The sequence below is a fragment of the Paraburkholderia panacisoli genome, from assembly GCF_008369935.1.
GTDB classification, from domain to species: Bacteria; Pseudomonadota; Gammaproteobacteria; order Burkholderiales; family Burkholderiaceae; genus Paraburkholderia; species Paraburkholderia panacisoli.
This window is the reverse complement of sequence record NZ_VTUZ01000026.1, coordinates 15,636-37,669: the sequence shown is the minus strand read 5'-3', so window position 1 is coordinate 37,669 and position 22,034 is coordinate 15,636. Positions and strand designations below refer to the sequence as shown.

23 protein-coding genes are annotated in these 22,034 nt (G+C 63.6%); 16 read left to right on the top strand and 7 right to left on the bottom strand.

Features of this window, described 5'->3' with window-relative positions:
- Nucleotides 1-190 precede the first annotated feature (190 nt).
- Complete coding sequence (locus FVF58_RS31160) at nt 191-1,114, top strand: histone deacetylase family protein (RefSeq protein ID WP_149673617.1); 924 nt, start codon at nt 191-193, stop codon at nt 1,112-1,114.
- Nucleotides 1,115-1,163: 49 nt separating this feature from the next.
- On the top strand, nt 1,164-1,964 hold the full coding sequence (locus FVF58_RS31155; protein WP_149673616.1) for an enoyl-CoA hydratase: 801 nt from the start codon (nt 1,164-1,166) through the stop codon (nt 1,962-1,964).
- A 23-nt stretch (nt 1,965-1,987) separates the two neighbouring features.
- Here FVF58_RS31155 and FVF58_RS31150 read toward each other — a convergent pair whose 3' ends face one another.
- Nucleotides 1,988-2,902, bottom strand: coding sequence for an alpha/beta hydrolase (locus FVF58_RS31150; RefSeq protein WP_149673615.1), 915 nt, complete (start codon nt 2,900-2,902; stop codon nt 1,988-1,990).
- 239 nt (nt 2,903-3,141) lie between these two features.
- Here FVF58_RS31150 and FVF58_RS31145 point away from each other — a divergent pair, with 239 nt between their 5' ends.
- The 6 genes from FVF58_RS31145 (at nt 3,142) to FVF58_RS31120 (ending at nt 9,505) form a co-directional block, all read left to right on the top strand.
- Nucleotides 3,142-4,176, top strand: a complete 1,035-nt coding sequence (locus FVF58_RS31145; RefSeq protein WP_149673614.1) for a methionine ABC transporter ATP-binding protein — start codon at nt 3,142-3,144, stop codon at nt 4,174-4,176.
- Complete coding sequence (locus FVF58_RS31140) at nt 4,166-4,819, top strand: methionine ABC transporter permease (protein WP_149673613.1); 654 nt, start codon at nt 4,166-4,168, stop codon at nt 4,817-4,819. Before FVF58_RS31145 ends, FVF58_RS31140 begins: the two co-directional genes overlap by 11 nt.
- A 54-nt stretch (nt 4,820-4,873) precedes the next feature.
- Nucleotides 4,874-5,668, top strand: a complete 795-nt coding sequence (locus FVF58_RS31135; protein WP_149673612.1) for a MetQ/NlpA family ABC transporter substrate-binding protein — start codon at nt 4,874-4,876, stop codon at nt 5,666-5,668.
- Nucleotides 5,669-5,906: 238 nt separating this feature from the next.
- Nucleotides 5,907-6,656, top strand: coding sequence for an electron transfer flavoprotein subunit beta/FixA family protein (locus FVF58_RS31130; protein WP_149673611.1), 750 nt, complete (start codon nt 5,907-5,909; stop codon nt 6,654-6,656).
- Nucleotides 6,657-6,669: 13 nt separating this feature from the next.
- Nucleotides 6,670-7,605 (top strand): electron transfer flavoprotein subunit alpha/FixB family protein, encoded by a 936-nt coding sequence (locus tag FVF58_RS31125; RefSeq protein ID WP_149673610.1) that lies wholly within the window; start codon nt 6,670-6,672, stop codon nt 7,603-7,605.
- A 109-nt stretch (nt 7,606-7,714) separates the two neighbouring features.
- Nucleotides 7,715-9,505 carry an acyl-CoA dehydrogenase gene (locus tag FVF58_RS31120; protein ID WP_149673609.1) on the top strand — a complete coding sequence of 597 codons (1,791 nt, stop codon included), beginning with the start codon at nt 7,715-7,717 and terminating at the stop codon, nt 9,503-9,505.
- Nucleotides 9,506-9,651: 146 nt separating this feature from the next.
- Here FVF58_RS31120 and FVF58_RS31115 read toward each other — a convergent pair whose 3' ends face one another.
- Nucleotides 9,652-10,938 (bottom strand): D-amino acid dehydrogenase, encoded by a 1,287-nt coding sequence (locus FVF58_RS31115; RefSeq protein ID WP_149673608.1) that lies wholly within the window; start codon nt 10,936-10,938, stop codon nt 9,652-9,654.
- A 168-nt stretch (nt 10,939-11,106) separates the two neighbouring features.
- Here FVF58_RS31115 and FVF58_RS31110 point away from each other — a divergent pair, with 168 nt between their 5' ends.
- Nucleotides 11,107-11,595 (top strand): Lrp/AsnC ligand binding domain-containing protein, encoded by a 489-nt coding sequence (locus FVF58_RS31110; protein ID WP_149673607.1) that lies wholly within the window; start codon nt 11,107-11,109, stop codon nt 11,593-11,595.
- A 104-nt stretch (nt 11,596-11,699) separates the two neighbouring features.
- Nucleotides 11,700-12,848 (top strand): PA0069 family radical SAM protein, encoded by a 1,149-nt coding sequence (locus tag FVF58_RS31105; RefSeq protein ID WP_149673606.1) that lies wholly within the window; start codon nt 11,700-11,702, stop codon nt 12,846-12,848.
- Between the two features lie 16 nt (nt 12,849-12,864).
- Here FVF58_RS31105 and FVF58_RS31100 read toward each other — a convergent pair whose 3' ends face one another.
- A complete protein-coding gene (locus tag FVF58_RS31100) occupies nt 12,865-13,332 on the bottom strand; it encodes an NINE protein (protein WP_149673605.1) in 468 nt (155 codons plus the stop codon).
- Between the two features lie 246 nt (nt 13,333-13,578).
- Nucleotides 13,579-14,763: a PQQ-dependent sugar dehydrogenase gene (locus tag FVF58_RS31095; RefSeq protein WP_425468985.1), complete on the bottom strand. Its 1,185-nt coding sequence runs from the start codon at nt 14,761-14,763 to the stop codon at nt 13,579-13,581.
- 172 nt (nt 14,764-14,935) lie between these two features.
- On the opposite strand from FVF58_RS31095, the gene rpsP reads away from it, so the two are divergent.
- The 6 genes from rpsP to FVF58_RS31065 all read left to right on the top strand — a co-directional run bounded on the left by rpsP (nt 14,936) and on the right by FVF58_RS31065 (nt 19,230).
- Entirely contained in the window at nt 14,936-15,190 is a 255-nt protein-coding gene (gene rpsP / locus FVF58_RS31090) for a 30S ribosomal protein S16 (RefSeq protein WP_013090118.1), read from the top strand.
- A gap of 120 nt (nt 15,191-15,310) precedes the next feature.
- Nucleotides 15,311-16,048: a ribosome maturation factor RimM gene (gene rimM, locus FVF58_RS31085; RefSeq protein WP_149673603.1), complete on the top strand. Its 738-nt coding sequence runs from the start codon at nt 15,311-15,313 to the stop codon at nt 16,046-16,048.
- A gap of 25 nt (nt 16,049-16,073) precedes the next feature.
- On the top strand, nt 16,074-16,841 hold the full coding sequence (trmD, locus tag FVF58_RS31080) for a tRNA (guanosine(37)-N1)-methyltransferase TrmD (protein WP_149673602.1): 768 nt from the start codon (nt 16,074-16,076) through the stop codon (nt 16,839-16,841).
- Nucleotides 16,842-16,976: 135 nt separating this feature from the next.
- Nucleotides 16,977-17,363, top strand: a complete 387-nt coding sequence (rplS, locus tag FVF58_RS31075; protein WP_149673601.1) for a 50S ribosomal protein L19 — start codon at nt 16,977-16,979, stop codon at nt 17,361-17,363.
- 93 nt (nt 17,364-17,456) lie between these two features.
- Entirely contained in the window at nt 17,457-18,176 is a 720-nt protein-coding gene (locus FVF58_RS31070; RefSeq protein ID WP_149673600.1) for a CoA pyrophosphatase, read from the top strand.
- Nucleotides 18,177-18,291: 115 nt separating this feature from the next.
- Complete coding sequence (locus FVF58_RS31065) at nt 18,292-19,230, top strand: CobD/CbiB family protein (RefSeq protein WP_149673599.1); 939 nt, start codon at nt 18,292-18,294, stop codon at nt 19,228-19,230.
- A 217-nt stretch (nt 19,231-19,447) separates the two neighbouring features.
- Here the strand turns inward: FVF58_RS31065 and FVF58_RS31060 are convergent, their stop codons facing one another.
- The 3 genes from FVF58_RS31060 to FVF58_RS31050 are packed head-to-tail and all read right to left on the bottom strand — an operon-like array spanning nt 19,448 to nt 21,979.
- Nucleotides 19,448-19,768 carry a putative signal transducing protein gene (locus FVF58_RS31060; protein ID WP_149673598.1) on the bottom strand — a complete coding sequence of 107 codons (321 nt, stop codon included), beginning with the start codon at nt 19,766-19,768 and terminating at the stop codon, nt 19,448-19,450.
- Between the two features lies 1 nt (nt 19,769).
- Entirely contained in the window at nt 19,770-20,723 is a 954-nt protein-coding gene (gene rsgA, locus FVF58_RS31055) for a ribosome small subunit-dependent GTPase A (RefSeq protein WP_149673597.1), read from the bottom strand.
- Nucleotides 20,720-21,979 carry a M48 family metallopeptidase gene (locus tag FVF58_RS31050; RefSeq protein WP_149673596.1) on the bottom strand — a complete coding sequence of 420 codons (1,260 nt, stop codon included), beginning with the start codon at nt 21,977-21,979 and terminating at the stop codon, nt 20,720-20,722. Before FVF58_RS31050 ends, rsgA begins: the two co-directional genes overlap by 4 nt.
- Between the last annotated feature and the right edge of the window lie 55 nt (nt 21,980-22,034).

Genomic DNA, 22,034 nt, shown 5'->3' with positions numbered 1-22,034 from the left:
TGGGAGACAGGGAAAAAGACAGCGAAAAACGGATGGGGCAGTATACCCGACGCCTTCTGCAAAACCATGCTCGACGCGCCACGGCGGCGTCGTGTGGTAACTTCATAAATGTTGGCGCGCCGAGGGCGCGCGCCCCTGGAAGGAGACACGCTGCGCGCGCTTCGAAGAAGCCGTGCCGCATAAGAAAACCATGGCAACAGGCTTCTATTCCCACGCCGACTGCATGCTGCACGATATGGGGCAGTGGCATCCCGAATGCCCCGCGCGCCTGCAGGCAATCGAAGATCAACTGATCGCGAGCCGCATCGACGCGCTGATCGAGCGCGAGTCGCCGCCGCTCGCCGACGATGCCGCGCTGCTGCGCGTGCATACCCAGGCGCACATCGACTACGTCCGCAGCCGATCGCCCGTCGAAGGGATCGCTGAAATCGACCCCGATACGTCGATGAATCCGCATTCCTTGCAAGCCGCGTTGCGCGCGGCGGGCGCCGCGGTGGCGGCCACGGACGCCGTGATCGAAGGCCGCTTCGACAACGCGTTCTGCAGCGTGCGACCGCCCGGCCACCATGCGGAGCCGGCGCGTGCGATGGGCTTCTGCTTCTTCAACAACGTCGCGATTGCCGCACGTCACGCGCTCGACGTACACGGGCTGCAGCGCGTCGCGATCATCGACTTCGACGTGCATCACGGCAACGGCACCGAAGCGGCTTTCGCGGGCGACTCGCGGGTGCTGATGTGCAGCATCTTCCAGCATCCGTTCTATCCGTTCAGCGGCGCGGACCATCAGGCGCCCAACATGTGCAACGTGCCGATGCCGGCGCGCTCGAAAGGCATGGAGGTGCGCGAGGCGGTGGACATGATGTGGCTGCCGCGCCTGCACGAATTCAAGCCGGAAATGCTGTTCATTTCGGCCGGCTTCGACGCGCATCGCGAAGACGACCTCGGCAACATGGGCCTCGTCGAAGACGACTACGCATGGATCACCGACCAGATGGGCGAGATCGCGAAACGCTATGCGCGCGGCCGGATCGTCAGTTGTCTCGAGGGCGGCTACAACCTGTCGGCGCTCGGGCGCAGCGTAGTCGCGCATGTGCGCTCGCTGGCCGGCATCTGAGTTTGCCGCACCCCGGGCTGCATTTGCACGACACCATCAGGAGCGAGCCATGAATGCCGACGCGCGCAGCGCTTCACTGATCGAGATCGAACACGATGCGTATCGGGTGCCGGGCGTCGTGCTGCTGACGATGAACCGGCCCGACGCGTTCAACGCGCTCTCCGAAGCGCTGCTCGACGCGCTGCAGAGCGCGTTGACCGAGATCGCGCGGTCGCAGGCGCGCGTGGTCGTGATTGCCGGCGCGGGGCGGGCGTTCTGCGCGGGCCACGATCTGAAGGAAATGCGCGCGGCGCCGTCGCTGGCTTATTACCAGCAGTTGTTCGCCCGCTGCACGAAGCTGATGATGACGATCCAGCGGCTGCCGCAACCGGTGATCGCGCGAGTGCAGGGCATTGCGACGGCGGCCGGCTGCCAACTGGTCGCGATGTGCGATCTGGCGGTCGCGGCGGACTCCGCGCGTTTCGCCGTGTCGGGCGTGAACCTCGGGCTCTTCTGCGCGACGCCTTCGGTGCCGTTGTCGCGCAACCTGTCGCGTAAGGCGGCGCTTGAAATGCTGCTCACCGGCGACTTCCTCGACGCCGCCGAAGCGAAGCGGCAAGGCCTCGTGAACCGCGTGGTCCCTGCCGACGCGCTCGACGCGGAGCTGGCGCAACTGGCGGCCAGCATCTGCGCGAAACCCGTCGAAGCGGTGAGTGCCGGCAAGGGCTTGTTCTATCGGCAGCTCGAAATGGGCATCGAGGCGGCTTACCAGCTTGCCGGCCAGACAATGGCCTGCAACATGATGGACGACTCGGCGCTCGAAGGTGTGCAGGCGTTTATCGACAAACGCGCGCCGTCGTGGAAGCGCTAGGCAGGTAGGTGCAACGGCCGCGCTCAACTTCCAACTGCGCGTCCAACTGCGCGTTTTTCAATCCAGTCGATCAGCGCCCCGATCACCCGGTCGCGGTCGAGATCGTTCATCGTCTCGTGATAGCTGCCTTCGTGCAGCGTCAGTGTCTTGTCCGGCGACCCCGCATGCTGCCCGAATGCCCGGCTGCCTTCGGGCTCGGTGAGTTTGTCGGCGGTGCCGTGATACACCAGCAGCGGCATGCGCAGCGCCGCGCGGCCACGTTCGATCCGCGTCATTGCCAGCAGCAGTTCCGCGCCGGTGCGCGCCGGAATCGCGCCGTGATGGACGAGCGGGTCGTTGCGATTGGCGTTCACCACCGGTTGAAGACGCGACAGCAATGCGGCGTCGATTTTCATCGCCGGAAAGCTGGGATAGACACGGCTGATCACCTGACTCAGCGCGAGCATCCAGCGCGGCACGTCGCGGCCGGGAGCGAGAGCTGGGCTCGACAGGATCAGCCCGTTCAAGCGGCGGCCGGTCGCGTCGAGGCGCTCGATCGCATAGAGCGCGGCCACCGTGCCGCCCATGCTGTGTCCCATCAGAAAGAGCGGGACGCAGCTTTGCGCGGCGGCGTCGAGCAAAGCTTGCGCGTCGAGTAGATAGTCGTCGAAGCGCTTCACATAGGCCCGCTTGCCGGGCGCGTGTCCGTGGCCGCGCAGATCGATCGCCACCAGTTCGATGCCGGCCGCGTTCAACCGGCCGGCCAACGCGGCATAGCGGCCGGCGTGCTCGGCCAGTCCGTGCAGCAGCGCGACCGTCGCACGAGCCGGTCCGATGGCCGGCCAGCGGTACAGCGGCAAGCTCACGCCGTCGGCGGTCGTAACCGACGCGCGCGGTTGCGCGCCGGGGTCCTGGTTGTCGCCGCTGGCGCGCACGTGATGAACTGGGGATGTTTGCATGGCTGCGGCCCGTTCTGATTGGTGTCGCCCGATCATAGACGCAGCCTTGCTTCGCGCGCGAGCGTCTCGCACCAGGCGTCCCTCTAATACCCATACGTTGTGAAAAGATCGTAATTGATTATTAAAGGGAATGACGACGCTGCGGTAGAATTGCGGCCTCAAATCCCAATAAAAGCAACGGCGGCCGCTTGCCGGGAGCGCACAACGCTCGCCGACAGACTCCGCCGTTTCGTTTTTCCATGATCGAAATACGCAATATCTCCCAGCGGTTCGCCGGGCCCCGGGGCTGGGTCGAGGCGCTGCACAACGTCAATCTGTCGATCCCGACGGGCGAGGTGTTTGGCATCATCGGCCGCAGCGGCGCGGGCAAGAGTACGCTCGTGCGCACCATCAACCTGCTGACGCGTCCGTCCGAAGGCAATATCGTCGTCAACGGCCGCGATCTGACCACGCTGGCCGCCGCGCAATTGCGCGAGGCGCGCCGCGAGATCGGCATGATCTTCCAGCATTTCAACCTGCTGTCGTCGCGCACGGTCTATGAGAACGTCGCGCTGCCGCTCGAACTGGCCGGCATGAAGCGCGACGAAATCGAAGCGAACGTGCTGCCGCTACTCGATCTGGTCGGCCTGTCGGCACAGAAGGACCGCTATTCGGCGCAAATCAGCGGCGGCCAGAAGCAGCGCGTGGGCATTGCGCGCGCGCTCGCGAGCAAGCCGAAAGTGCTGCTGTCCGACGAAGCGACGTCCGCGCTCGACCCCGAAACCACGCGGGCGATCCTCGACCTGCTCAAGCGCATCAATCGCGAACTGAACCTGACGATCGTGCTGATCACGCACCAGATGGACGTGATCAAGCAGGTCTGCGACCGCGTCGCGGTGCTGGACGCGGGCCGGGTGGTCGAAGAGGGCAAGGTGATCGACGTGTTCCTGCAGCCGCATCATGAAGTCACGCGCGCGCTGATCGGCGACGTGATCGCGCAGGAACTGCCGCCCGCGATGAAGGCGCGCGTCGCGCAACGGCTGAAGACCGGCAGCGGCCATTTGCTGCGCCTCGCGTTCACGGGCTCGGGCGTCGATCAGCCGATTCTGTCGGAAACCATTCGCCGTTACGAACTCGACTTCAACATCCTGCACGGCCAGATCGACGAGATCCAGGGGCAGGCGTTCGGCTCGCTCGCGGTGCTCGCGGGCGGCGAACCGGCGAAAGTGGCGCAGGCGCTGACGTATCTGCGCGAACAGGGTGTGGTGGTGGAGGAGCTCTCGCATGTTGAGTGAAATGTTCGATATGTTCGTTCAGTCGTTCTGGGAAACGCTCGTGATGGTGGGCATTTCCGGACTGATCGGCGCATTGCTGGGCTTGCCGCTCGGCGTGCTGCTGTATCTGACGGACCGTCAGGGCGTGCTGGAGAACGTCGCGGTGAATCGCGTAATGGGCGTGGTCGTCAATGCGGTGCGTTCGACGCCGTTCATCATCCTGCTGGTGGCGGTGATTCCGTTCACGCGCCTCGTGGTGGGTTCGTCGATCGGAACGGCGGCCGCCGTCGTGCCGCTGACGATCGCCGCCGCGCCGTTCATCGCGCGTCTGGTCGAGACCGCGCTGCGCGAGGTCGACCGCGGCTTGATCGAAGCGGCGCAGGCGATGGGCGCGACCACCGCGCAGATCGTGTTCAAGGTCCTGCTGCCGGAATCGCTGCCGGGCGTGGTCGCCGGGTTGACGATCACCTTTGTGTCGCTGGTCGGCTATTCGGCGATGGCCGGCGCGATCGGCGGCGGCGGGCTGGGCGACCTCGGGATCCGCTATGGGTATCAGCGTTTTCTGCCGGAAGTGATGTTGACGGTCGTGGTGATTCTGATCGTCTTCGTGCAGTTGGTGCAGTCGTTCGGGGATTGGCTCGTGCGTCGGTTGAGCCATAAATAAACAAGGGTCATCGGAACCCGCTAACAGAGTCGGCAGACTCGCAAGAGGTCCATCATGCAACGTCGTTTCATTCTCAAGCTCGCCGCGGCGCTGGGCGCTGCGTCGCTGTTCGCCACCGCCGCGCACGCCGAGGACACGATCAAGGTCGGCGTCACCGGTGGTCCGCACGCGCAGATCATGGACGTCGTGAAGACGGTCGCGGCGAAGAACGGTCTGAACATCAAGATCGTCGAGTTCTCCGACTACGTGCAGCCGAACGCGGCGCTCGCCGGCGGCGATCTGGATGCAAACAGCTACCAGCACGACCCGTACTTGCAGGCGCAGGTGAAGGACCGCGGCTACAAGCTGATCCGCATCGCGGATACGGTCACGTACCCGATGGGCATCTATTCGAAGAAGATCAAGACGCTTGCCGAACTGCAGCCGGGCGCGAAGATCGCGGTGCCGAACGATCCGACCAACGGCGGCCGGGCACTCCTGCTGCTGCAAAAGCAGGGGCTGCTGAAGCTGCGCGCCGATGCGGGCCTGAAGGCGACGCCGCTGGATATCGTCGACAACCCGCGCAAGCTGAAGATCGTCGAACTCGATGCAGCGCAAATTCCGCGCTCGCTGAACGACGTGGACGCCGCCGCCATCAACACGAACTTCGCGATGGAAGCCGGCCTCAAGCCGAAGCAGGACGCGATCGCCATCGAAGACCCGAAAGGGCCTTACGTAAATATCATCGCGATCCGCGAAGTCGACCGGAACAAGCCGTGGGTCGCCAAGCTGGTCGCGGCGTATCATTCGCCGGAAGTGAAGCAGTTCGTCGACAGCAAATTCGGCGGGTCGGTGATCACCGCGTGGTGAGCCGGCGGCCTTCCGGCATCGCAAAACACGACGGCAATGGCGAATTTGCGACGTAGGTCATAACCCGGGGTTGCCACCCGGGTTTTTTCGAGATTAAAATAGAACGATCGTTCGCTATTGCCGTCACGCTGACGAGGAGCGATATCCTCCTGATAAAGGGCCCACGACATCGGCTGCCATAAGGGCAGTCGCTATAATGTCCGTTGGGTTGACGTATTCGTAACTTTGGAGCGTGTGCATGAAAATCCTGGTGCCAGTCAAAAGAGTGGTCGACTACAACGTGAAAGTCCGGGTCAAATCGGACGGCACGGGTGTCGACATCGCGAACGTGAAGATGTCGATGAATCCGTTCGATGAAATCGCGGTGGAAGAGGCGGTGCGTCTGAGGGAAGCGGGCGTGGCGACTGAAGTGATCGCCGTGTCGGCGGGTGTCACGCAGGCGCAGGAAACGCTGCGCACGGCGCTGGCGATCGGCGCGGATCGCGCGATCCTGATCGAGTCGGGTGAAGACCTGCAGCCGCTGGCGGTCGCGAAGCTGCTGAAGGCGCTGGTCGACAAGGAACAGCCGCAGCTGATCATCCTCGGCAAGCAGGCGATCGACGACGACTCGAACCAGACCGGCCAGATGCTCGCCGCGCTGGCGAATCTGCCGCAAGCGACCTTTGCTTCCAAGGTGGTCGTGGCTGACGGCAAGGCGACCGTGTCGCGCGAAGTGGACGGCGGGGCCGAAACGCTGTCGCTGACGCTGCCCGCTGTCGTCACCACCGATCTTCGCCTGAACGAGCCGCGCTATGTGACGCTGCCGAACATCATGAAGGCGAAGAAAAAGCCGCTGGAAACGATCAAGCCGGAAGAGCTCGGCGTGGATGTCACGCCGCGTCTGAAGACGCTGAAGGTTGTCGAGCCGCCGAAGCGCTCCGCCGGTGTGATGGTGCCGGATGTGAAGACTCTGGTCGAGAAGCTGAAGACCGAAGCCAAGGTGCTGTGAGGAGACGGACAAAATGACGAATCTGGTAATTGCAGAACACGACAACGCGTCGATCAAGGCTGCGACGCTGAACACGATTGCAGCAGCGCAGAAGATTGGCGGTGATATTCACGTGCTGGTGGCGGGTCACAACGCGCAAGCCGCAGCGGATGCGGCAGCGAAGATCGCGGGTGTTTCCAAAGTGCTGCTGGCCGACGCGCCGCAACTCGAAGCGGGCCTCGCGGAAAACGTCGAAGCAACCGTGATGAACATCGCGAAGGACTACACGCACATCCTCGCGCCGGCGACTGCCTACGGCAAGAACATCGCGCCGCGTATCGCCGCGAAGCTCGATGTCGCGCAGATCAGCGACATCACCGCAGTGGACAGCGCCGACACGTTCGAGCGTCCGATTTACGCGGGCAACGCCATCGCGACAGTGCAATCGGCCGATCCGATCAAGGTCATCACGGTGCGCTCGACCGGTTTCGATGCAGTGGCGTCCGAAGGCGGCAGCGCATCGGTGGAAAAGATAGAAGCCGCCGCAGACAGCGGAATTTCGCAGTTCGTGAGCCGCGAAGTGACGAAGCTGGATCGTCCGGAACTGACATCGGCGAAGATCATCGTCTCGGGTGGCCGCGGTCTGGGCAACGGCGAGAACTACACCAAGATTCTGGAACCGCTGGCGGACAAGCTGAACGCCGCGCTGGGCGCCTCGCGTGCCGCAGTGGATGCGGGCTTCGTGCCGAACGACTATCAGGTCGGCCAGACGGGAAAAATCGTCGCGCCGCAACTGTACGTGGCAGTCGGCATCTCGGGTGCGATCCAGCATCTGGCCGGGATGAAGGACAGCAAAGTGATCGTCGCGATCAACAAGGACCCCGAAGCGCCGATCTTCAGCGTCGCCGATTACGGTCTGGTCGGCGATCTGTTCACGCTCGTGCCGGAACTCGTCAGGGAACTCGGCTAATCACCGTAGCGCCGCAACGCCGGGTAAAAGGCGTCTGGCAACACACGAAGGGCGCAGGACCGAACGAGTCCAGCGCCCTTTTTTTTATCGAGGCAGGAGGAGAACGAAAATGAACTACACGGCGCCGATCAAGGACATGTTGTTCGTGATGAAGGAACTGGCCGGTCTCGAAGACATTGCGACGCTGCCCGGTTTCGAGGACGCCAACCTCGACACGGCTCAGGCCGTGCTCGACGAGTCGGCGAAACTGTGCGGTGAAGTGCTGGCGCCGCTGAATGTCGAAGGCGATCGCAATCCGAGCAGCTGGAAGGATGGTGTGGTCACTGCGACGCCGGGTTTCAAGGAGGCTTTCCGCCAGTTCAGTGCAGGCGGCTGGCAAGGCGTGCAGCATCCGCTCGACTACGAAGGTCAGGGCTTGCCGAAGCTGATCGCGACGCCTTGCGTCGAGATGCTCAACGCGTCGAACCTGTCTTTCGCGCTGTGTCCGCTGCTGACCGACGGCGCGATCGAAGCGTTGCTGACCGCCGGCAGCGAAGCGCAAAAACAGACCTATGTCCCGAAGCTGATTTCCGGCGAGTGGACCGGCACGATGAATCTCACCGAGCCGCAGGCCGGCTCCGATCTCGCGCAGGTGCGCACGCGCGCCGAACCGCAGGGCGACGGTTCGTTCAAGCTGTTCGGCACGAAGATTTTCATCACGTGGGGCGAGCACGACATGGCGAAGAACATCGCCCATCTCGTGCTGGCGCGCACGCCGAATGCGCCGGAAGGCGTGAAGGGCATTTCGCTCTTCATCGTGCCGAAGTTTCTCGTCAACGAAGACGGTTCGCTCGGTGAGCGTAACGACGTGCATTGCGTGTCGATCGAACACAAGCTCGGCATCAAGGCGAGCCCGACCGCGGTGCTGCAGTTCGGCGACCACGGCGGTGCGATCGGGCATCTGATCGGCGAAGAAAATCGCGGTCTCGAGTACATGTTCATCATGATGAACGCGGCGCGTTTCGCGGTCGGCATGCAGGGCGTCGGCATTTCGGACCGCGCGTATCAGAAGGCGGTCGCGTATGCGAAAGACCGCGTGCAGAGCCGTCCCGTGGATGGCTCCGCGAAGCAGTCGGTCGCGATCATCCAGCATCCCGACGTGCGCCGCATGCTCGCCACGATGCGCGGACTTACCGAGGCGTCACGCGCGCTCGCCTACGTCGCGGCGGCTCACTGCGATATCGCGCACCGTCACCCGGACGAAGCGCAGCGCGCCGGGCACCAGGCGCTCTACGAATTCCTCGTGCCGATCGTGAAGGGCTGGAGCACGGAGCTGTCGATCGACGTCACGAGCCTGGGCGTGCAAGTGCATGGCGGAATGGGCTTCATCGAAGAAACGGGCGCCGCGCAGTACTACCGCGACGCGCGCATTCTGCCGATCTACGAAGGCACGACCGCGATTCAGGCCAACGACCTGATCGGCCGCAAGACCGTGCGCGACGGCGGCAAGGTGGCGAAGTCGCTGCTCGCCGACGTCGGGGCTACGGTCGAGGCGCTTGGTTCGCAGCAAGGCCCGGCATTCGAGTCGATGAAGAAGTATCTGGCGCAAGGCCAACGTTCGCTGAGCGCGGCGGTGGATTTCGTCGTCGCGAATACGAAGGGCGATCCGAACGCGGTGTTTGCCGGCAGCGTGCCGTATCTGAAGCTCGCGGGCATCGTGCTGGGCGGCTGGCAGATGGCGCGTGCGCTGCTCGTCGCGGTTCGGAAGCGCGACGAAGATCCGTCGTTCTACGGCGCGAAGATCGCGACCGCGCAGTTTTATGCGGAGCATGTGCTGCCGCAGGCGTCGGCGCTCGAAGCGTCGATTGTCAGCGCGAAGGGTGGGGAGAGCGTGCTGGCTTTGTCGGAAGATCAGTTTTGACGCAACGCTCGCGGCTCGCTGCCGCGGCGTGAAAACAAACGGCGCCTCGCGTGAAGCGAGGCGCCGTTTTTCATGCTTGCGTGAGTTCCACCGAGGGCCTGGCCAACGTACGCGTTGGCGAGGCGTGCGGCGCCCGGCGTCCGGTCTCAGGCATAAGCCGGACGATGCGCGCCGCCGGTCTCGCCGAGATAGCGATGCACCGACAGGTCATCCGCCTTGATGGCGGGCTGTTTGCCCGACATCACGTCCGCCAGCAACTGGCCCGAGCCGCACGACATGGTCCAGCCGAGCGTGCCGTGGCCGGTGTTCAGGAACAGGTTCGCGACCGGCGTGCGGCCGACGACCGGCGTGCCGTCCGGCGTCATCGGACGCAGACCGGTCCAGAACTTGGCCTTCGACGTATCGCCGCCGCCGGGGAACAGGTCGTTCACGCACAGTTCCAGCGTGGCGCGGCGCGCCTCGCGCAATGACTTGTCGAAGCCGACGATCTCCGCCATCCCGCCGACCCGGATCCGGTTGTCGAAGCGCGTGATCGCGATCTTGTAGGTTTCGTCGAGCACGGTGGAGACGGGAGCCGCCGCTTCATCGACGATCGGCGCGGTGATCGAATAGCCCTTGAGCGGGTAGACCGGAATTTTCACCAGGTCCGCTAGGAACTGCGTCGAGTACGAACCCAGTGCGACGACGAACGAATCCGCGCGCACCAGCTCGCCGCCGCATTGCACGCCGGCAACACGGTCGCCGGACATCGCGAGCGCGTCGATCGGCGTGTTGTAGCGGAACTTGACGCCCAGTTGCTCGGCCAGCGCCGCGAGGCGCGTGGTGAACATCTGGCAGTCGCCGGTTTCGTCGCCCGGCAGACGCAATCCGCCGGTCAGCTTGTGCGACACCGCCGCGAGCGCCGGCTCGGCCTGCGCGAGTTCAGGAGCCGACAGCAGTTCATACGGCACGTTGGCTTCCTGCAGCACGGCGATGTCTTTCGCGGCGCCGTCGAATTGCTGCTGCGTGCGGAACACCTGCAGCGTGCCGCCGGTGCGGCCTTCGTACTGGATGCCGGTATCGGCGCGCAGCGCCTGCAGGCAGTCGCGGCTGTATTCGGCGAGACGCACCATGCGGCCCTTGTTCACCGAATAACGCGCCGACGTGCAGTTCTGCAGCATCTGCCACATCCATTGCAGCTGGAATTGCGTGCCGTCCAGACGGATCGCCAGCGGCGCGTGCTTCTGGAACATCCACTTGACGGCCTTCAGCGGCACGCCGGGCGCGGCCCACGGCGACGCGTAGCCCGGCGAGATCTGGCCGGCGTTGGCGAAACTGGTTTCGAGCGCGGGACCGGCCTCGCGGTCGATCACGGTCACTTCATGACCGGCGCGCGCGAGGTAATACGCGGTTGTCACCCCGACGACGCCACTGCCCAAAACGACGACTCGCATAGCTGCTCCAGGAAACTCAAAATAGGTTGGAGGGCGCGGCGCTCGTCGATTCGTCTGATTTCATTCGATTCACGAGGTGTAACGCTGATCGCCCAGTGTTAACCGGTATACTATTAACAGTCAGGTAGGTTTTGTTATTGTATTTTCAGAATTTTCAGCAAAAACACCATGCGTACACAGCGCCAACCCGTCCGGACCCTCGACAAACTCGATCACAAGATCCTGCGGCGTCTGCAGCAGGACGGCCGGATGGCCATGAAGGATCTGGCGGAGCAGGTCGGGCTGTCGGTGACGCCGTGCATCGAGCGGGTCAAACGGATGGAGCGCGACGGCGTGATCACCGGCTACCATGCGCGGGTGAACCCGGCCGACCTCGGCGCGGCGCTGCTGGTGTTCGTGGAGATCACGCTGGATCACAAGAGCGGCAACATGTTCGACCAGTTCCGCCGTGAAGTGCAGAAGATCCCCGAGGTGCTGGAATGCCATCTGGTATCGGGCGACTTCGACTATCTGATCAAGGCGCGCATCGGCGAGATGGCGGATTACCGGAAGCTGCTCGGCGACATCCTTCTGCAATTGCCCGGCGCGGTGCAGTCGAAGAGCTACGTGGTGATGGAGGAAATCAAGGAGACGCTGACGATCGCGGTAGGCGATTAACAGGCGTTGCGGCAGCAGTACGTAGGGCTCGACAAACGGCGTAAACACTGTATATTTATACAGGTGTTTTGCGCCGTTTTCTGTTTGTTTTGCGTGACCCAGCCGTGGCTAACTCCGACACCCGTACCGCCGAAGAATTTCCGATCGCGCCGCCGGCGCCTCGCAAGGGGCGCGGCGCGGTGACGAACCTGCAAGGCCGCTACGAAGTCGACCAGCGCGAAGCGGTGGACGACGGCTGGCTGCCCGCCGCGCAGGAAGACGGCGACGAGCCCAAGGCGCTGCGCACGCAGATTTTCGAAGAGCGCGCGAAGACCATCCTCACGCGCAACGCGTCGCCGGACATTCCGTTCGGCGTGTCGCTGAATCCGTATCGCGGCTGCGAGCACGGCTGCATCTATTGCTTCGCGCGGCCTACGCATAGCTATCTGGGGCTGTCGCCGGGGCTCGACTTCGAAAGCCGGATCTACGCGAAGATCAACGCGCCGGAGTTGCTCGAGCGGGAGTTGTCGAAGAAATCTTATGTGCCCGAGCCGATTGCGCTTGGCGTCAATACTGACGCGTGGCAGCCCGCCGAGCGCGAATTGCGCCTCACGCGCCGCGTGATCGAAGTGCTCAGCGAGCGCAACCATCCGTTTGCTGCCATCACCAAATCGTCGCTGATCGAGCGCGATATCGACCTGCTTGCTCCCATGGCGGCGCGCGGGCAATTCATGGCGGCCATCACCATCACCACGCTGGACGCCGAGATCGCGCGCACGCTCGAACCACGCGCGGCCACGCCGTCGCGCCGGCTGCGCACCATCCGCACATTGAGTGAGGCGGGCATTCCGGTCGGCGTCAGCATTGCACCGGTGATCCCGTTCGTTACCGAGCCGGACATGGAGCGGGTGCTCGAAGCATGCGCGCAAGCGGGGGCGAGCAATGCGAGCTATATCGTGCTGCGTCTGCCGTGGGAAGTCGCGCCGCTATTCAAGGATTGGCTCACCGCGCATTTCCCCGACCGCGCCGAGCGGGTGATGAGCCGCGTGCGCGATATGCGGGGCGGCAAAGACTACGATGCATCGTTCGCCACGCGAATGAAGGGCGAGGGCTTATGGGCGGATCTGCTCAGGCAGCGATTCCACAACGCGGTACGCCGGTTAGGCCTGAACCGCCGCGATCGCGGCATTCTCGATATGTCGCACTTTCGCCGGAGCGAGCCGGTGCAAGCCGAAGAGCCGGTGCGCGTGAATCCGCAATTGAAGCTCTTTTAGCGGGGCGCGCCGCACGTCATTGCGAGATCGCTTTGGCCGCTTCCACCTGATTTTCGAAGTACGTCTGGAACGACAGGGCGAGGCCGGTCATCAGCAGGAATGCGCCGATCAGCAGCGAGAAGATCACCACGAAAATAACGGTCCAGCCGGAGCGGCTTTTGCGTTGCGTGTGCGCGTTGAACTGCGCGTCCCATTTTTCATCGGGACGCAGCCCGTAGACGATCGCGGCGAGAAACGCGGAAAGTACCGAAACCGCGCCGAAAAAAGCCAACACCCAGCCGAGGATCGAAGCGCGCTCGCTTGCCACCAGCAGCATGACGCCGGGAATGCCGATCAACGTGCCGAGCAGATGAGCCCAGCCGTATACGTCGCGTTTGCCGAACAGATAGAAGCGGTGGGCGCCGAGGCTGCCCACAAGGAACGCCAGCGCGGCGGTAATCGTCTTGGATCGGAAGCGCGAGGAAATCGAAGCAGCAGTGGACATGTAGGCGTGGGCGATGACAGGCGGTCGAAAGGAGCGGCGCGCCATTGGGTGCGGACCGACGCGCATTCTACGCCTGCCGCATGGCGGGGGCACGGGATGGGTCAGCGGGTTGCGAAGTTACGGCTTATGCGAATGGAGCGTGCTGCGCGGAATTTGGGCACGTCGGCAGGCGGATGTTCGTGCCCAGCCTGGAACGGGTAGCAAGGCGGCCGGGTCTGGCCGCCACCGTGCGTGAACCCGTCAACACTATGGGGCCGAATACGTCACGCGATAGATCGCGCCCGCGTAGTCGTCGCTGATCAGCAGTGAACCGTCGGGCAACGGCAACACGTCGGCGGGGCGTCCCCAGACGGCTTCGCCCGGCTGCAGCCAGCCTTCGGCAAAGACTTCCTGCCGCGCGTTGCCGCCATCCGGGTCGGTGATCACCCGCACCACACGGTAGCCAACCTTCTTGCTGCGATTCCACGACCCATGTTCGGCGATGAAAATAGTGTTCCGGTATGCAGCCGGAAACATCGAGCCGGTATAAAACCGCATGCCGAGCGCGGCGACGTGCGCGCCCAGTTTGACCACCGGCGGCGCAAACGAACTGCACGGATGGCCTTGGCCGAATTCCGGGTCGGGCGTGTCGCCGCCGTGACAATAAGGAAAGCCGAAGTCCATCCCGGCGCGCGGCGCGCGGTTGAGCTTGTCGCTGGGCACGTCGTCGCCCAGCAGGTCGCGACCGTTGTCGGTGAACCACAGTTCGTGCGTCGCCGGATGCCACGCGAAACCCACCGAGTTGCGTACGCCGCGTGCCACGACTTCATAGTGGCTGCCGTCCGGGTCCATCCGGCCGATCATCGCGAACCGGTCGCGGTCTCTCAGGCAGACATTGCAGGGTGCGCCTTGCGGCACATAGAGCTTGCCGTCCGGGCCGAAGGCGATGAATTTCCAGCCGTGATGCGTGTCGGTGGGGAGCGTGTCGATGACGACGGCGGGTTTGGGCGGATCGTTCAGATGAGCGTCGATCGCGTCGAAGCGTACAATCTTCGACACCGCGGACACATACAGAGCGCCGTCCCGCCACGCCACGCCCGCCGGCGATTCCAGACCGGAGGCGATTACGTGGCGGCCTGTCACGCGGCCGTTTTGCAGTTCGAGCGCATAGACTTGCCCGTCGAAACTGCCTACGTAAAGAATGCCCTTCGGCGAGAGCGCCATCGCACGCGCGCTCGGCACGGTGTCCGACAAAACCTCGACGTGAAAGCCCGGCGGCAACTTGATGCGCTCAACCGGCAGCGCGGCAACCGCCGCCAGGGCCTGGCCGGCGAGCAACGCGGCCGCCGCGAAGCGTAACGTGCAGCGGCGCGAGTTGCGCATGAGGCTGGCAAAACACTTAAATACGAGAAGAAAAGCGGGCAAAAAAGCAGTCGGCGGCAGCAGTTTCACGGGCGCTCCATCAGGTAATCCGGGCGTTCTGGCGTGGTCCTGGGCCATTTTGCGGGCGGCCGGCGCGGGCCGGTCGCCCAGTTTATCCCGGTAAGTGTTTGTTATGGCGTCGGTTTCCCGCTATAATCGCGTGTTTCAGTCGTTCCGAACCCCGGTTTTCAAGGATTCTAGTATGGTCATCATCCGCTTGGCTCGTGGCGGCTCCAAGAAGCGCCCGTTCTACAACATCGTCGCAACCGATTCGCGTAGCCGTCGTGACGGCCGCTTCATCGAGCGCGTCGGCTTCTACAACCCGGTCGCTACGAAGGGTGAATCCCTGCGTATCGCTCAAGATCGCCTGACGTACTGGCAAGGTGTTGGCGCACAACTGTCGCCGACCGTCGAGCGTCTCGTGAAGGAAGCGCAAAAGGCGCAGCCGGCTGCTTAATGGTAGCTAGCCTGCGTATCGTCGTCGGTTCGGCCGGCGGCTCGCGCAGCTTGCGTGAGCAGTCCGATGCGCGAGTTGTTTTACTGAAGCAGACGTCGAAGCTGGCAGCGAGGTTTTCCTATGTCCGAGCGTGATTCCGGCAGTTCAGGTCGCGTGAAGGCAAAGGCGGCAGCTTCGCACGCGAAGACGTCTGGTCAGGCGCCGTTCGGTGCATTCGTCCGCAAGCCGGTCGAACGGGCCGAAGGCAGGGCGCAAGCCCAAGTTGCACAAGCCACCAGTTCCGCTGCAGCGGAAATGCGCGCGGAAACGGTGGAAAGCTGGCCGGCCGACGCGGTCGAGGTCGGTGCAATCGTCGACGCTTACGGCCTCAAAGGCTGGGTCAAGGTAGCCGCGCATGCGGATGCCGGGCATGGCGGCGACGCTTTGCTGAGCGCGAAGCGCTGGTGGCTGCTGAAAGGCCATGAGCGCAAGTCGGCGCCGTCATTGCAGGCAAAAACGCATAGCGACAGTGTGGTTGCCCATCTGGGCGGCGTCACTGACCGCGATGTGGCGCTGGCACTGCGCGGCTCTCGCGTCTATATCAGCCGCAGCGAATTTCCGGCCCTCGAAGCCGACGAATTCTACTGGGTCGACCTGCTCGGCCTGGATGTGGTGAACGTTGCCGGAGTCAATCTCGGCAAGGTTGCAGACATGATCGACAACGGTGCGCACTCGGTGTTGCGCATCGAATATCCGGCTACCGACAAAAACGGCAAGCCGGTCGCAGGCGAGCGTTTGATCCCGTTCGTCGGCGTCTATGTCAAAACGGTGGACCAGGCGGCGAAGCAGATCATCGTCGACTGGGAAGCCGATTACTAAAAACATTCGCTGAATGGAGAGAGCGATGCAGTTCGATGTCGTGACGCTCTTTCCTGAAATGTTCCGCGCGCTGACCGACTGGGGTATCACCAGCCGTGCCGCGAAGCAGGAGCGCTATGGGTTGCGTACGTGGAATCCGCGTGATTTCACCACCGACAACTACCGCACAATCGACGACCGCCCTTACGGCGGCGGACCCGGCATGGTGATGCTGGCAAAGCCACTGGAAGATGCGATCGGCGCGGCGAAAGCGGCGCAGGCGGAGCAGGGCATCGGCGCGTCGCGCGTCGTGATGATGTCGCCGCAAGGCGCAACGTTGAATCACGAGCGCGTCATGCAATTCGCCGCCGAACCCGGTCTGATCCTGCTGTGCGGGCGCTATGAAGCGATTGATCAGCGTCTGCTCGACCGTGTCGTCGACGAGGAGGTCAGCCTTGGCGACTTCGTGCTGTCGGGTGGTGAATTGCCCGCGATGGCGTTGATGGACGCGGTCGTGCGCCAGTTGCCCGGCGTGCTGAACGATTCGCAGTCGGCGGTGCAGGACAGCTTTGTCGACGTGCTGCTGGATTGTCCGCATTACACGCGTCCCGAGGAATACGACGGCGTGCGGGTGCCCGATGTGCTGCTCGGTGGCCATCACGCGGAAATCGAGGCGTGGCGTCGGCGTGAGGCGCTGCGCAACACGTTGAAGAAGCGGCCCGATCTGATCGTGAAGGCCAGAAAGAACAAGATGTTGAGCCGTGCCGACGAGGCATGGCTCGCGAGTCTCGCGAAGGAAGAATCGAAGGCGTAAAGCCGGCGGTCTTTCGAGCGGACACCAGGCGGCGCCGCACATGCGTGTTCGGCGCCAGAAGTGAACCCATCCTCTATCGGGGCCGTAGCCGCAAGGCAGGTACGAACGCCGACAAGATGGATCTAGGAGTCAGTAATGAATCTGATTGCAAAACTCGAGCAGGAAGAAATCGCGCGCGCCCTCGGCGAGAAGACCATCCCCGACTTCGCTCCGGGCGACACGGTGATCGTCAGCGTGAACGTGGTTGAAGGCACGCGTAAGCGTGTTCAGGCTTACGAAGGCGTCGTGATCGCCAAGCGTAACCGTGGTTTGAATTCGTCGTTCATCGTCCGCAAGATTTCGTCGGGCGAAGGCGTCGAGCGTACGTTCCAGACGTACTCGCCGTTGCTGGCAAGCATCGTCGTGAAGCGTCGCGGCGATGTGCGTCGTGCGAAGCTGTACTACCTGCGCGACCGTTCGGGCAAGTCGGCCCGGATCAAGGAAAAGCTGGTCTCGAAAGACCGCGCTGCTTCCCAAGCGTAAATGCTGTAAGAAAAAGCACCCCTCGCGGGTGCTTTTTTGTTTGCCAGGTCAAAATAGCGGCATGTCCCATATCCGCTTATTCAGAGAGACCCGTTGACCCGCCCCATCTTTGAGCCTGAAACCCTCCCTGTCGAAGCGACTGGCGCCCATTTGCCGCCGGTGGCCGCCGAGCGCCTCACACCTGATCGCCTGCGTGCACGTTTCGAACAGCGCCTTACCTGGGTGCCGGAGCCTGTCGTCGAAGTGCAATGGCGCAACACGTCGGGCGATCCGCGTGTTGCCGCAGTGCTGGTGCCGCTGGTGGTCCGCGAACGCGGGCTGACCGTGCTGCTCACGCAACGTGCCGACCATCTGAACGATCACGCCGGCCAGGTGAGTTTTCCCGGCGGCCGCCAGGAACCCTTCGATGCCGACGCGATCGCTACCGCGCTGCGCGAAGCCCAGGAAGAGGTCGGCCTCGCGCCGTCGCGAGTGGAAATTCTCGGTGCGTTGCCCGACTACCTGACGGGCACCGGCTTCTGCGTGACGCCGGTGATCGGTCTCGTGCATCCGCCGTTCGCATTGAAAATGGATGAACTGGAAGTGGCCGAAGTCTTCGAAGTGCCGCTCGCTTTTCTGATGGACCCCGCGAATCACGAGGAGCGCGTGTTCCGTTATGAGGGCGGCGAGCGCCGCTTCTTCGCGATGCCGTATCCGCGCAGCGAGTCGGCGGCGGCGAGCGGGCAGGGCGTCAGCGAAGTCGGGGCTCACCATTTCATCTGGGGAGCGACAGCGGCGATGCTGCGCAACCTGTATCGTTTCCTCGCTGCGTGAAGCGCGCCGGACCGTGCAGTCGTTGGCTGTTTGTCAGTGTCTGCACTCAGACGAATCCGACCCTGTGCTATCGTTATAAAATAATCGTAAAAACTCAAAAAGCACGGCGCATCGCATGACTTTTTTCTCCGTATTGCTGGCTCTGATCATTGAACAGGTACGCGCGCTGTCACCGAATAACCCGGTGTCCGCGCTGCTTCAATACCATGCGGAGTCGGCGGCGCACGGATTCGATGCCGGCAAGCCCAAGCATGGCCTGCTCGCGTGGCTCGTAGTGGTGGTGCCCTGGACGCTGGCCGTCGCGCTCGTCTACTACGTGCTGTATCACATTCACTTCGCACTGGCGTTCTTATGGAACGTCGCGGTGCTGTACTTCACGCTCGGCTTCCGCCAGTTCAGCCACTATTTCACGGATATCCATCTCGCGTTGAACAATGACGACGTGCCGCGCGCGCGTGAAATTCTGAATGAATGGACCGGGCTCGATACCGTCGATATGCCTGTCAGCGAGATCGTCCGTCATACGCTGATTCACGCGGTGGTCGCCTCGCATCGCCATGTGTTCGGCGTGTTCTTCTGGTTCCTGATTCCGGTCGGGCCGGCGGGCGCGGTGCTGTACCGGATCGCCGAATACCTGGCGCGCGCATGGGCGCGGCCGGCCGACGATCGGACCGCCGCGTTTTCGAGCTTCGCGCAGCAAGCGTTCTTCGTGATCGACTGGGTGCCGGCGCGGTTGACATCGCTGGGCTTTGCGATCGTCGGCAATTTCGAGGATGCGATTTATGCGTGGCGCAATCATGCGCGTCAGTGGCCCGATACGAACGACGGCGTGTTGCTGGCCGCCGGAAGCGGCGCGCTGGGCGCGCGTCTGAGCGGTCCGCTTGCCGAACCGTCGAGCCTCGACGCGCTTGCTACCGGCGACGGCGGCCCGATGCAGGTCGGCGACGACTGCACGCCGCGCACGCTGCAATCGGCGGTGGGTCTGGTGTGGCGCGCGGTGGTGCTGTGGATGATTCTGCTGTTGATGCTGACCATCGCGGTATGGCTCGCTTGATACGGGCACGCTAGCGCAACACATAAAAGAACCGGGCAATTGCCCGGTTTTTTATTGGTTCGGCCAACGCGGACATGCCGTTCATTGCCCGCGACGCGGGCCGCCCATCACCCGATGCTCCGTGCCCGAAACTGCTCACCCACGATGCCCCGCGCTCAAACCGCCTTGACTAACGGATCTCCCGCAGCCATCTCGCACAACGCTCGCGCCGCACGCCTCACCCATCCAACGGATCACGCGCCGTCCCGCACTGCCAGCACACCGTGAATTGCGCTTCGAGCGTCTCTCCGCACTGACGGCATCGCCAGTCGGGCGAGCCCGCCGCCGGTCCATGCGCTGCCGCGTCGATCAATCGCCGGGCCATCGCCTCGTCGCGTTCATCGACGAGCCATAGCTCAGGCGCGCACTGATCCGCCGGAATGTCGCCGAGCGCGCCGTTCAGATAGCGGTTGTGCAGCTCGCAACGGATTCCCGCGGTCTCCAGCACATTCACCCAATGCTGTCCGGTGATCAGATTCGGCGCGCGCATCAGTTTCATGTCAGCGTACGATCTGGCTGGCTTCGTGCACGAGTTGCGCATACAGCGCATGCCGTTCGCGACGGATGCGGCCATCGGCGACCGCTTCGAGAATCGCGCAGCCCGGCTCGTGCAAGTGATGACAATTGTAGAAGCGGCAGTTCGGCAGCAGCGGCCGGAACTCCGGAAGCGCGCGTTCGAGCCGGCCTTCGGTCAGATGATGCAGGCCGAATTCCTGAAAGCCGGGCGAGTCGATCAATGCGCCGCCTGCGCCGCTATCGTCGACGTTCGGCAACGGATAGAGCCGCGTAAAAGTGGTGGTATGACGCCCGCTATTCAGTGCCGTGGAGATTTCGCGCGTGGCGACTTCGGCATCGGGAATCAGCAGGTTCACGAGCGTCGATTTCCCCATGCCGGACTGTCCCAGCAGCAGCGTCGAATGACCTCGCAAATGTTCGATCAAAGCGTCACGAGCCGCCACGGGCTGCATTTTGATCGACACCTCGACGACCGTATAGCCCAACGCGCGATACGGCTCCAGCCGTCTGCGCGCGCCGTCGAGCGCACCGGTCACGTCGATCTTGTTCAGCACGATCAACGGCTTGAGCTCGTTCGCTTCGGCGGCGACCAGCGCGCGGCCGAGCAGGTCTTCACTGAAATGCGGTTCGGTGGCGAGCACGATCAACAGCTGATCGAGATTGGCGGCGAACAGTTTCGACTTGTACTGATCCGAGCGATACAGCAGATTGCGCCGTTCGCCGATCTCGACGATCACGCCCTGGTCCACGGAAGTCGGCTCGTAGATCACGCGATCGCCGACCGCCACCTCGCTGCGCTTGCCGCGCGGGAAGCACTGGAGCATCGCGCCGCCGTCCTCGGGCGCCACCAGATAGTGGCGGCCATGCGCGGCTACCACGAGGCCGCCTACGCGCGGGCTGGACGGCGCGCGCGGCGCTTTCGGGGAGCGGCCGCTCATGCGTGCCGCAGCAGACGGTCGATCCGCTGCGACGCCGGAGGATGCGAGTAATAGAACGCGGTGTAAAGCGGATCGGGTGTCAGCGTCGACGCGTTGTCCTCATACAGCTTGACGAGCGCGTTGACGAGGTCTTGCGCATCGGTCTGCGTCGCGGCGAACGCGTCGGCTTCGAACTCGTGTTTGCGCGAGCTGAGGCTGCCCAGCGGCGTGACGAAGAACAGGAACACCGGCAGCGCGAGGAAGAACAGCACGAGCGCAAGACCGCTATTGCCGCCCAGCAGCGACGGCCGCACGCCCAGGCCTTCGTAGAACCACACGCATTGAGAAAGCCAGCCGAGCAGCGCGAGCATCACGAGACTGATCGCAAACGTGACGAGCATCCGCTTGATCACATGACGGCGCTTGAAGTGGCCGAGTTCGTGCGCGAGCACGGCTTCGATCTCGCTGCCCGACAGGCGCGCGAGCAGCGTGTCGAAGAACACGATCCGCTTGGCCGCGCCGAAGCCGGTGAAGTACGCGTTGCCGTGCGCCGAACGGCGGCTGCCATCCATCACGAAGAGGCCCTTGGCGGCGAAGCCGCAGCGCTGCATCAGCGCTTCGATGCGGCTTTTCAGCGCCTCGTCCTTCAGCGGTTCGAACTTGTTGAAGAGCGGCGCGATGAACGACGGGTACAGCACCAGCACGAGCATCTGGAACGCCACCCAGACGATCCACGTCCACAGCCACCACAGGTCGCCCGCCTGTTTCATCAGCCACAGCACGACGAACAGCAGCGGCAGGCCGAACGCGGCGCCGAGCAGCGTGCCCTTGACGCGATCCAGGAAGAAGATGCGCCTGCTCATCCGGTTGAAGCCGAAGCGCTGTTCAATCACGAACTGCCGGTAATAGTCGAACGGCAGGTCGATCACGCCGGTGATCGCGATCACCGCGACGATCAGCGCGATCTGGCCGATGTAGTCGCGGCCGAGCCAGTCGGAGATCGCCAGATCGAGCGCCTGCACGCCGCCGAGCAGCGTGAGGCCGATCAGCACGGCCGCGCCGACCAGGATCTCGATCATCGTGAGGCGGGTGCGCTCGATGGTGTAGTCGGCGGCGCGCTGGTGCGCGGTCAGTGCGATGGTGCCGGCGAACTGGCTCGGCACCTGCTCGCGGTGGGCGGCGACGAAGCGGATTTGCCGCGACGCGAGCCAGAGTTTGGTGCCGACCATCGCCACGACGGCGACGACGAACAGAACGGTGAAGTACAGGGTGGGCATCCGGGGATTCCGTGGTATCTATGCGAGAATTATATGTTTCTTCCCGCCTCGCGGC

Coding starts and splice junctions, on each gene's coding strand:
- FVF58_RS31160 (WP_149673617.1), top strand. CDS start 191: ATGGCAACAGGCTTCTATTCCCACGCCGACTGCATGCTGCACGATATG.
- FVF58_RS31155 (WP_149673616.1), top strand. CDS start 1,164: ATGAATGCCGACGCGCGCAGCGCTTCACTGATCGAGATCGAACACGAT.
- FVF58_RS31150 (WP_149673615.1), bottom strand. CDS start 2,902: ATGCAAACATCCCCAGTTCATCACGTGCGCGCCAGCGGCGACAACCAG.
- FVF58_RS31145 (WP_149673614.1), top strand. CDS start 3,142: ATGATCGAAATACGCAATATCTCCCAGCGGTTCGCCGGGCCCCGGGGC.
- FVF58_RS31140 (WP_149673613.1), top strand. CDS start 4,166: ATGTTGAGTGAAATGTTCGATATGTTCGTTCAGTCGTTCTGGGAAACG.
- FVF58_RS31135 (WP_149673612.1), top strand. CDS start 4,874: ATGCAACGTCGTTTCATTCTCAAGCTCGCCGCGGCGCTGGGCGCTGCG.
- FVF58_RS31130 (WP_149673611.1), top strand. CDS start 5,907: ATGAAAATCCTGGTGCCAGTCAAAAGAGTGGTCGACTACAACGTGAAA.
- FVF58_RS31125 (WP_149673610.1), top strand. CDS start 6,670: ATGACGAATCTGGTAATTGCAGAACACGACAACGCGTCGATCAAGGCT.
- FVF58_RS31120 (WP_149673609.1), top strand. CDS start 7,715: ATGAACTACACGGCGCCGATCAAGGACATGTTGTTCGTGATGAAGGAA.
- FVF58_RS31115 (WP_149673608.1), bottom strand. CDS start 10,938: ATGCGAGTCGTCGTTTTGGGCAGTGGCGTCGTCGGGGTGACAACCGCG.
- FVF58_RS31110 (WP_149673607.1), top strand. CDS start 11,107: ATGCGTACACAGCGCCAACCCGTCCGGACCCTCGACAAACTCGATCAC.
- FVF58_RS31100 (WP_149673605.1), bottom strand. CDS start 13,332: ATGTCCACTGCTGCTTCGATTTCCTCGCGCTTCCGATCCAAGACGATT.
- rpsP (WP_013090118.1), top strand. CDS start 14,936: ATGGTCATCATCCGCTTGGCTCGTGGCGGCTCCAAGAAGCGCCCGTTC.
- rimM (WP_149673603.1), top strand. CDS start 15,311: ATGTCCGAGCGTGATTCCGGCAGTTCAGGTCGCGTGAAGGCAAAGGCG.
- trmD (WP_149673602.1), top strand. CDS start 16,074: ATGCAGTTCGATGTCGTGACGCTCTTTCCTGAAATGTTCCGCGCGCTG.
- rplS (WP_149673601.1), top strand. CDS start 16,977: ATGAATCTGATTGCAAAACTCGAGCAGGAAGAAATCGCGCGCGCCCTC.
- FVF58_RS31065 (WP_149673599.1), top strand. CDS start 18,292: ATGACTTTTTTCTCCGTATTGCTGGCTCTGATCATTGAACAGGTACGC.
- FVF58_RS31060 (WP_149673598.1), bottom strand. CDS start 19,768: ATGAAACTGATGCGCGCGCCGAATCTGATCACCGGACAGCATTGGGTG.
- rsgA (WP_149673597.1), bottom strand. CDS start 20,723: ATGAGCGGCCGCTCCCCGAAAGCGCCGCGCGCGCCGTCCAGCCCGCGC.
- FVF58_RS31050 (WP_149673596.1), bottom strand. CDS start 21,979: ATGCCCACCCTGTACTTCACCGTTCTGTTCGTCGTCGCCGTCGTGGCG.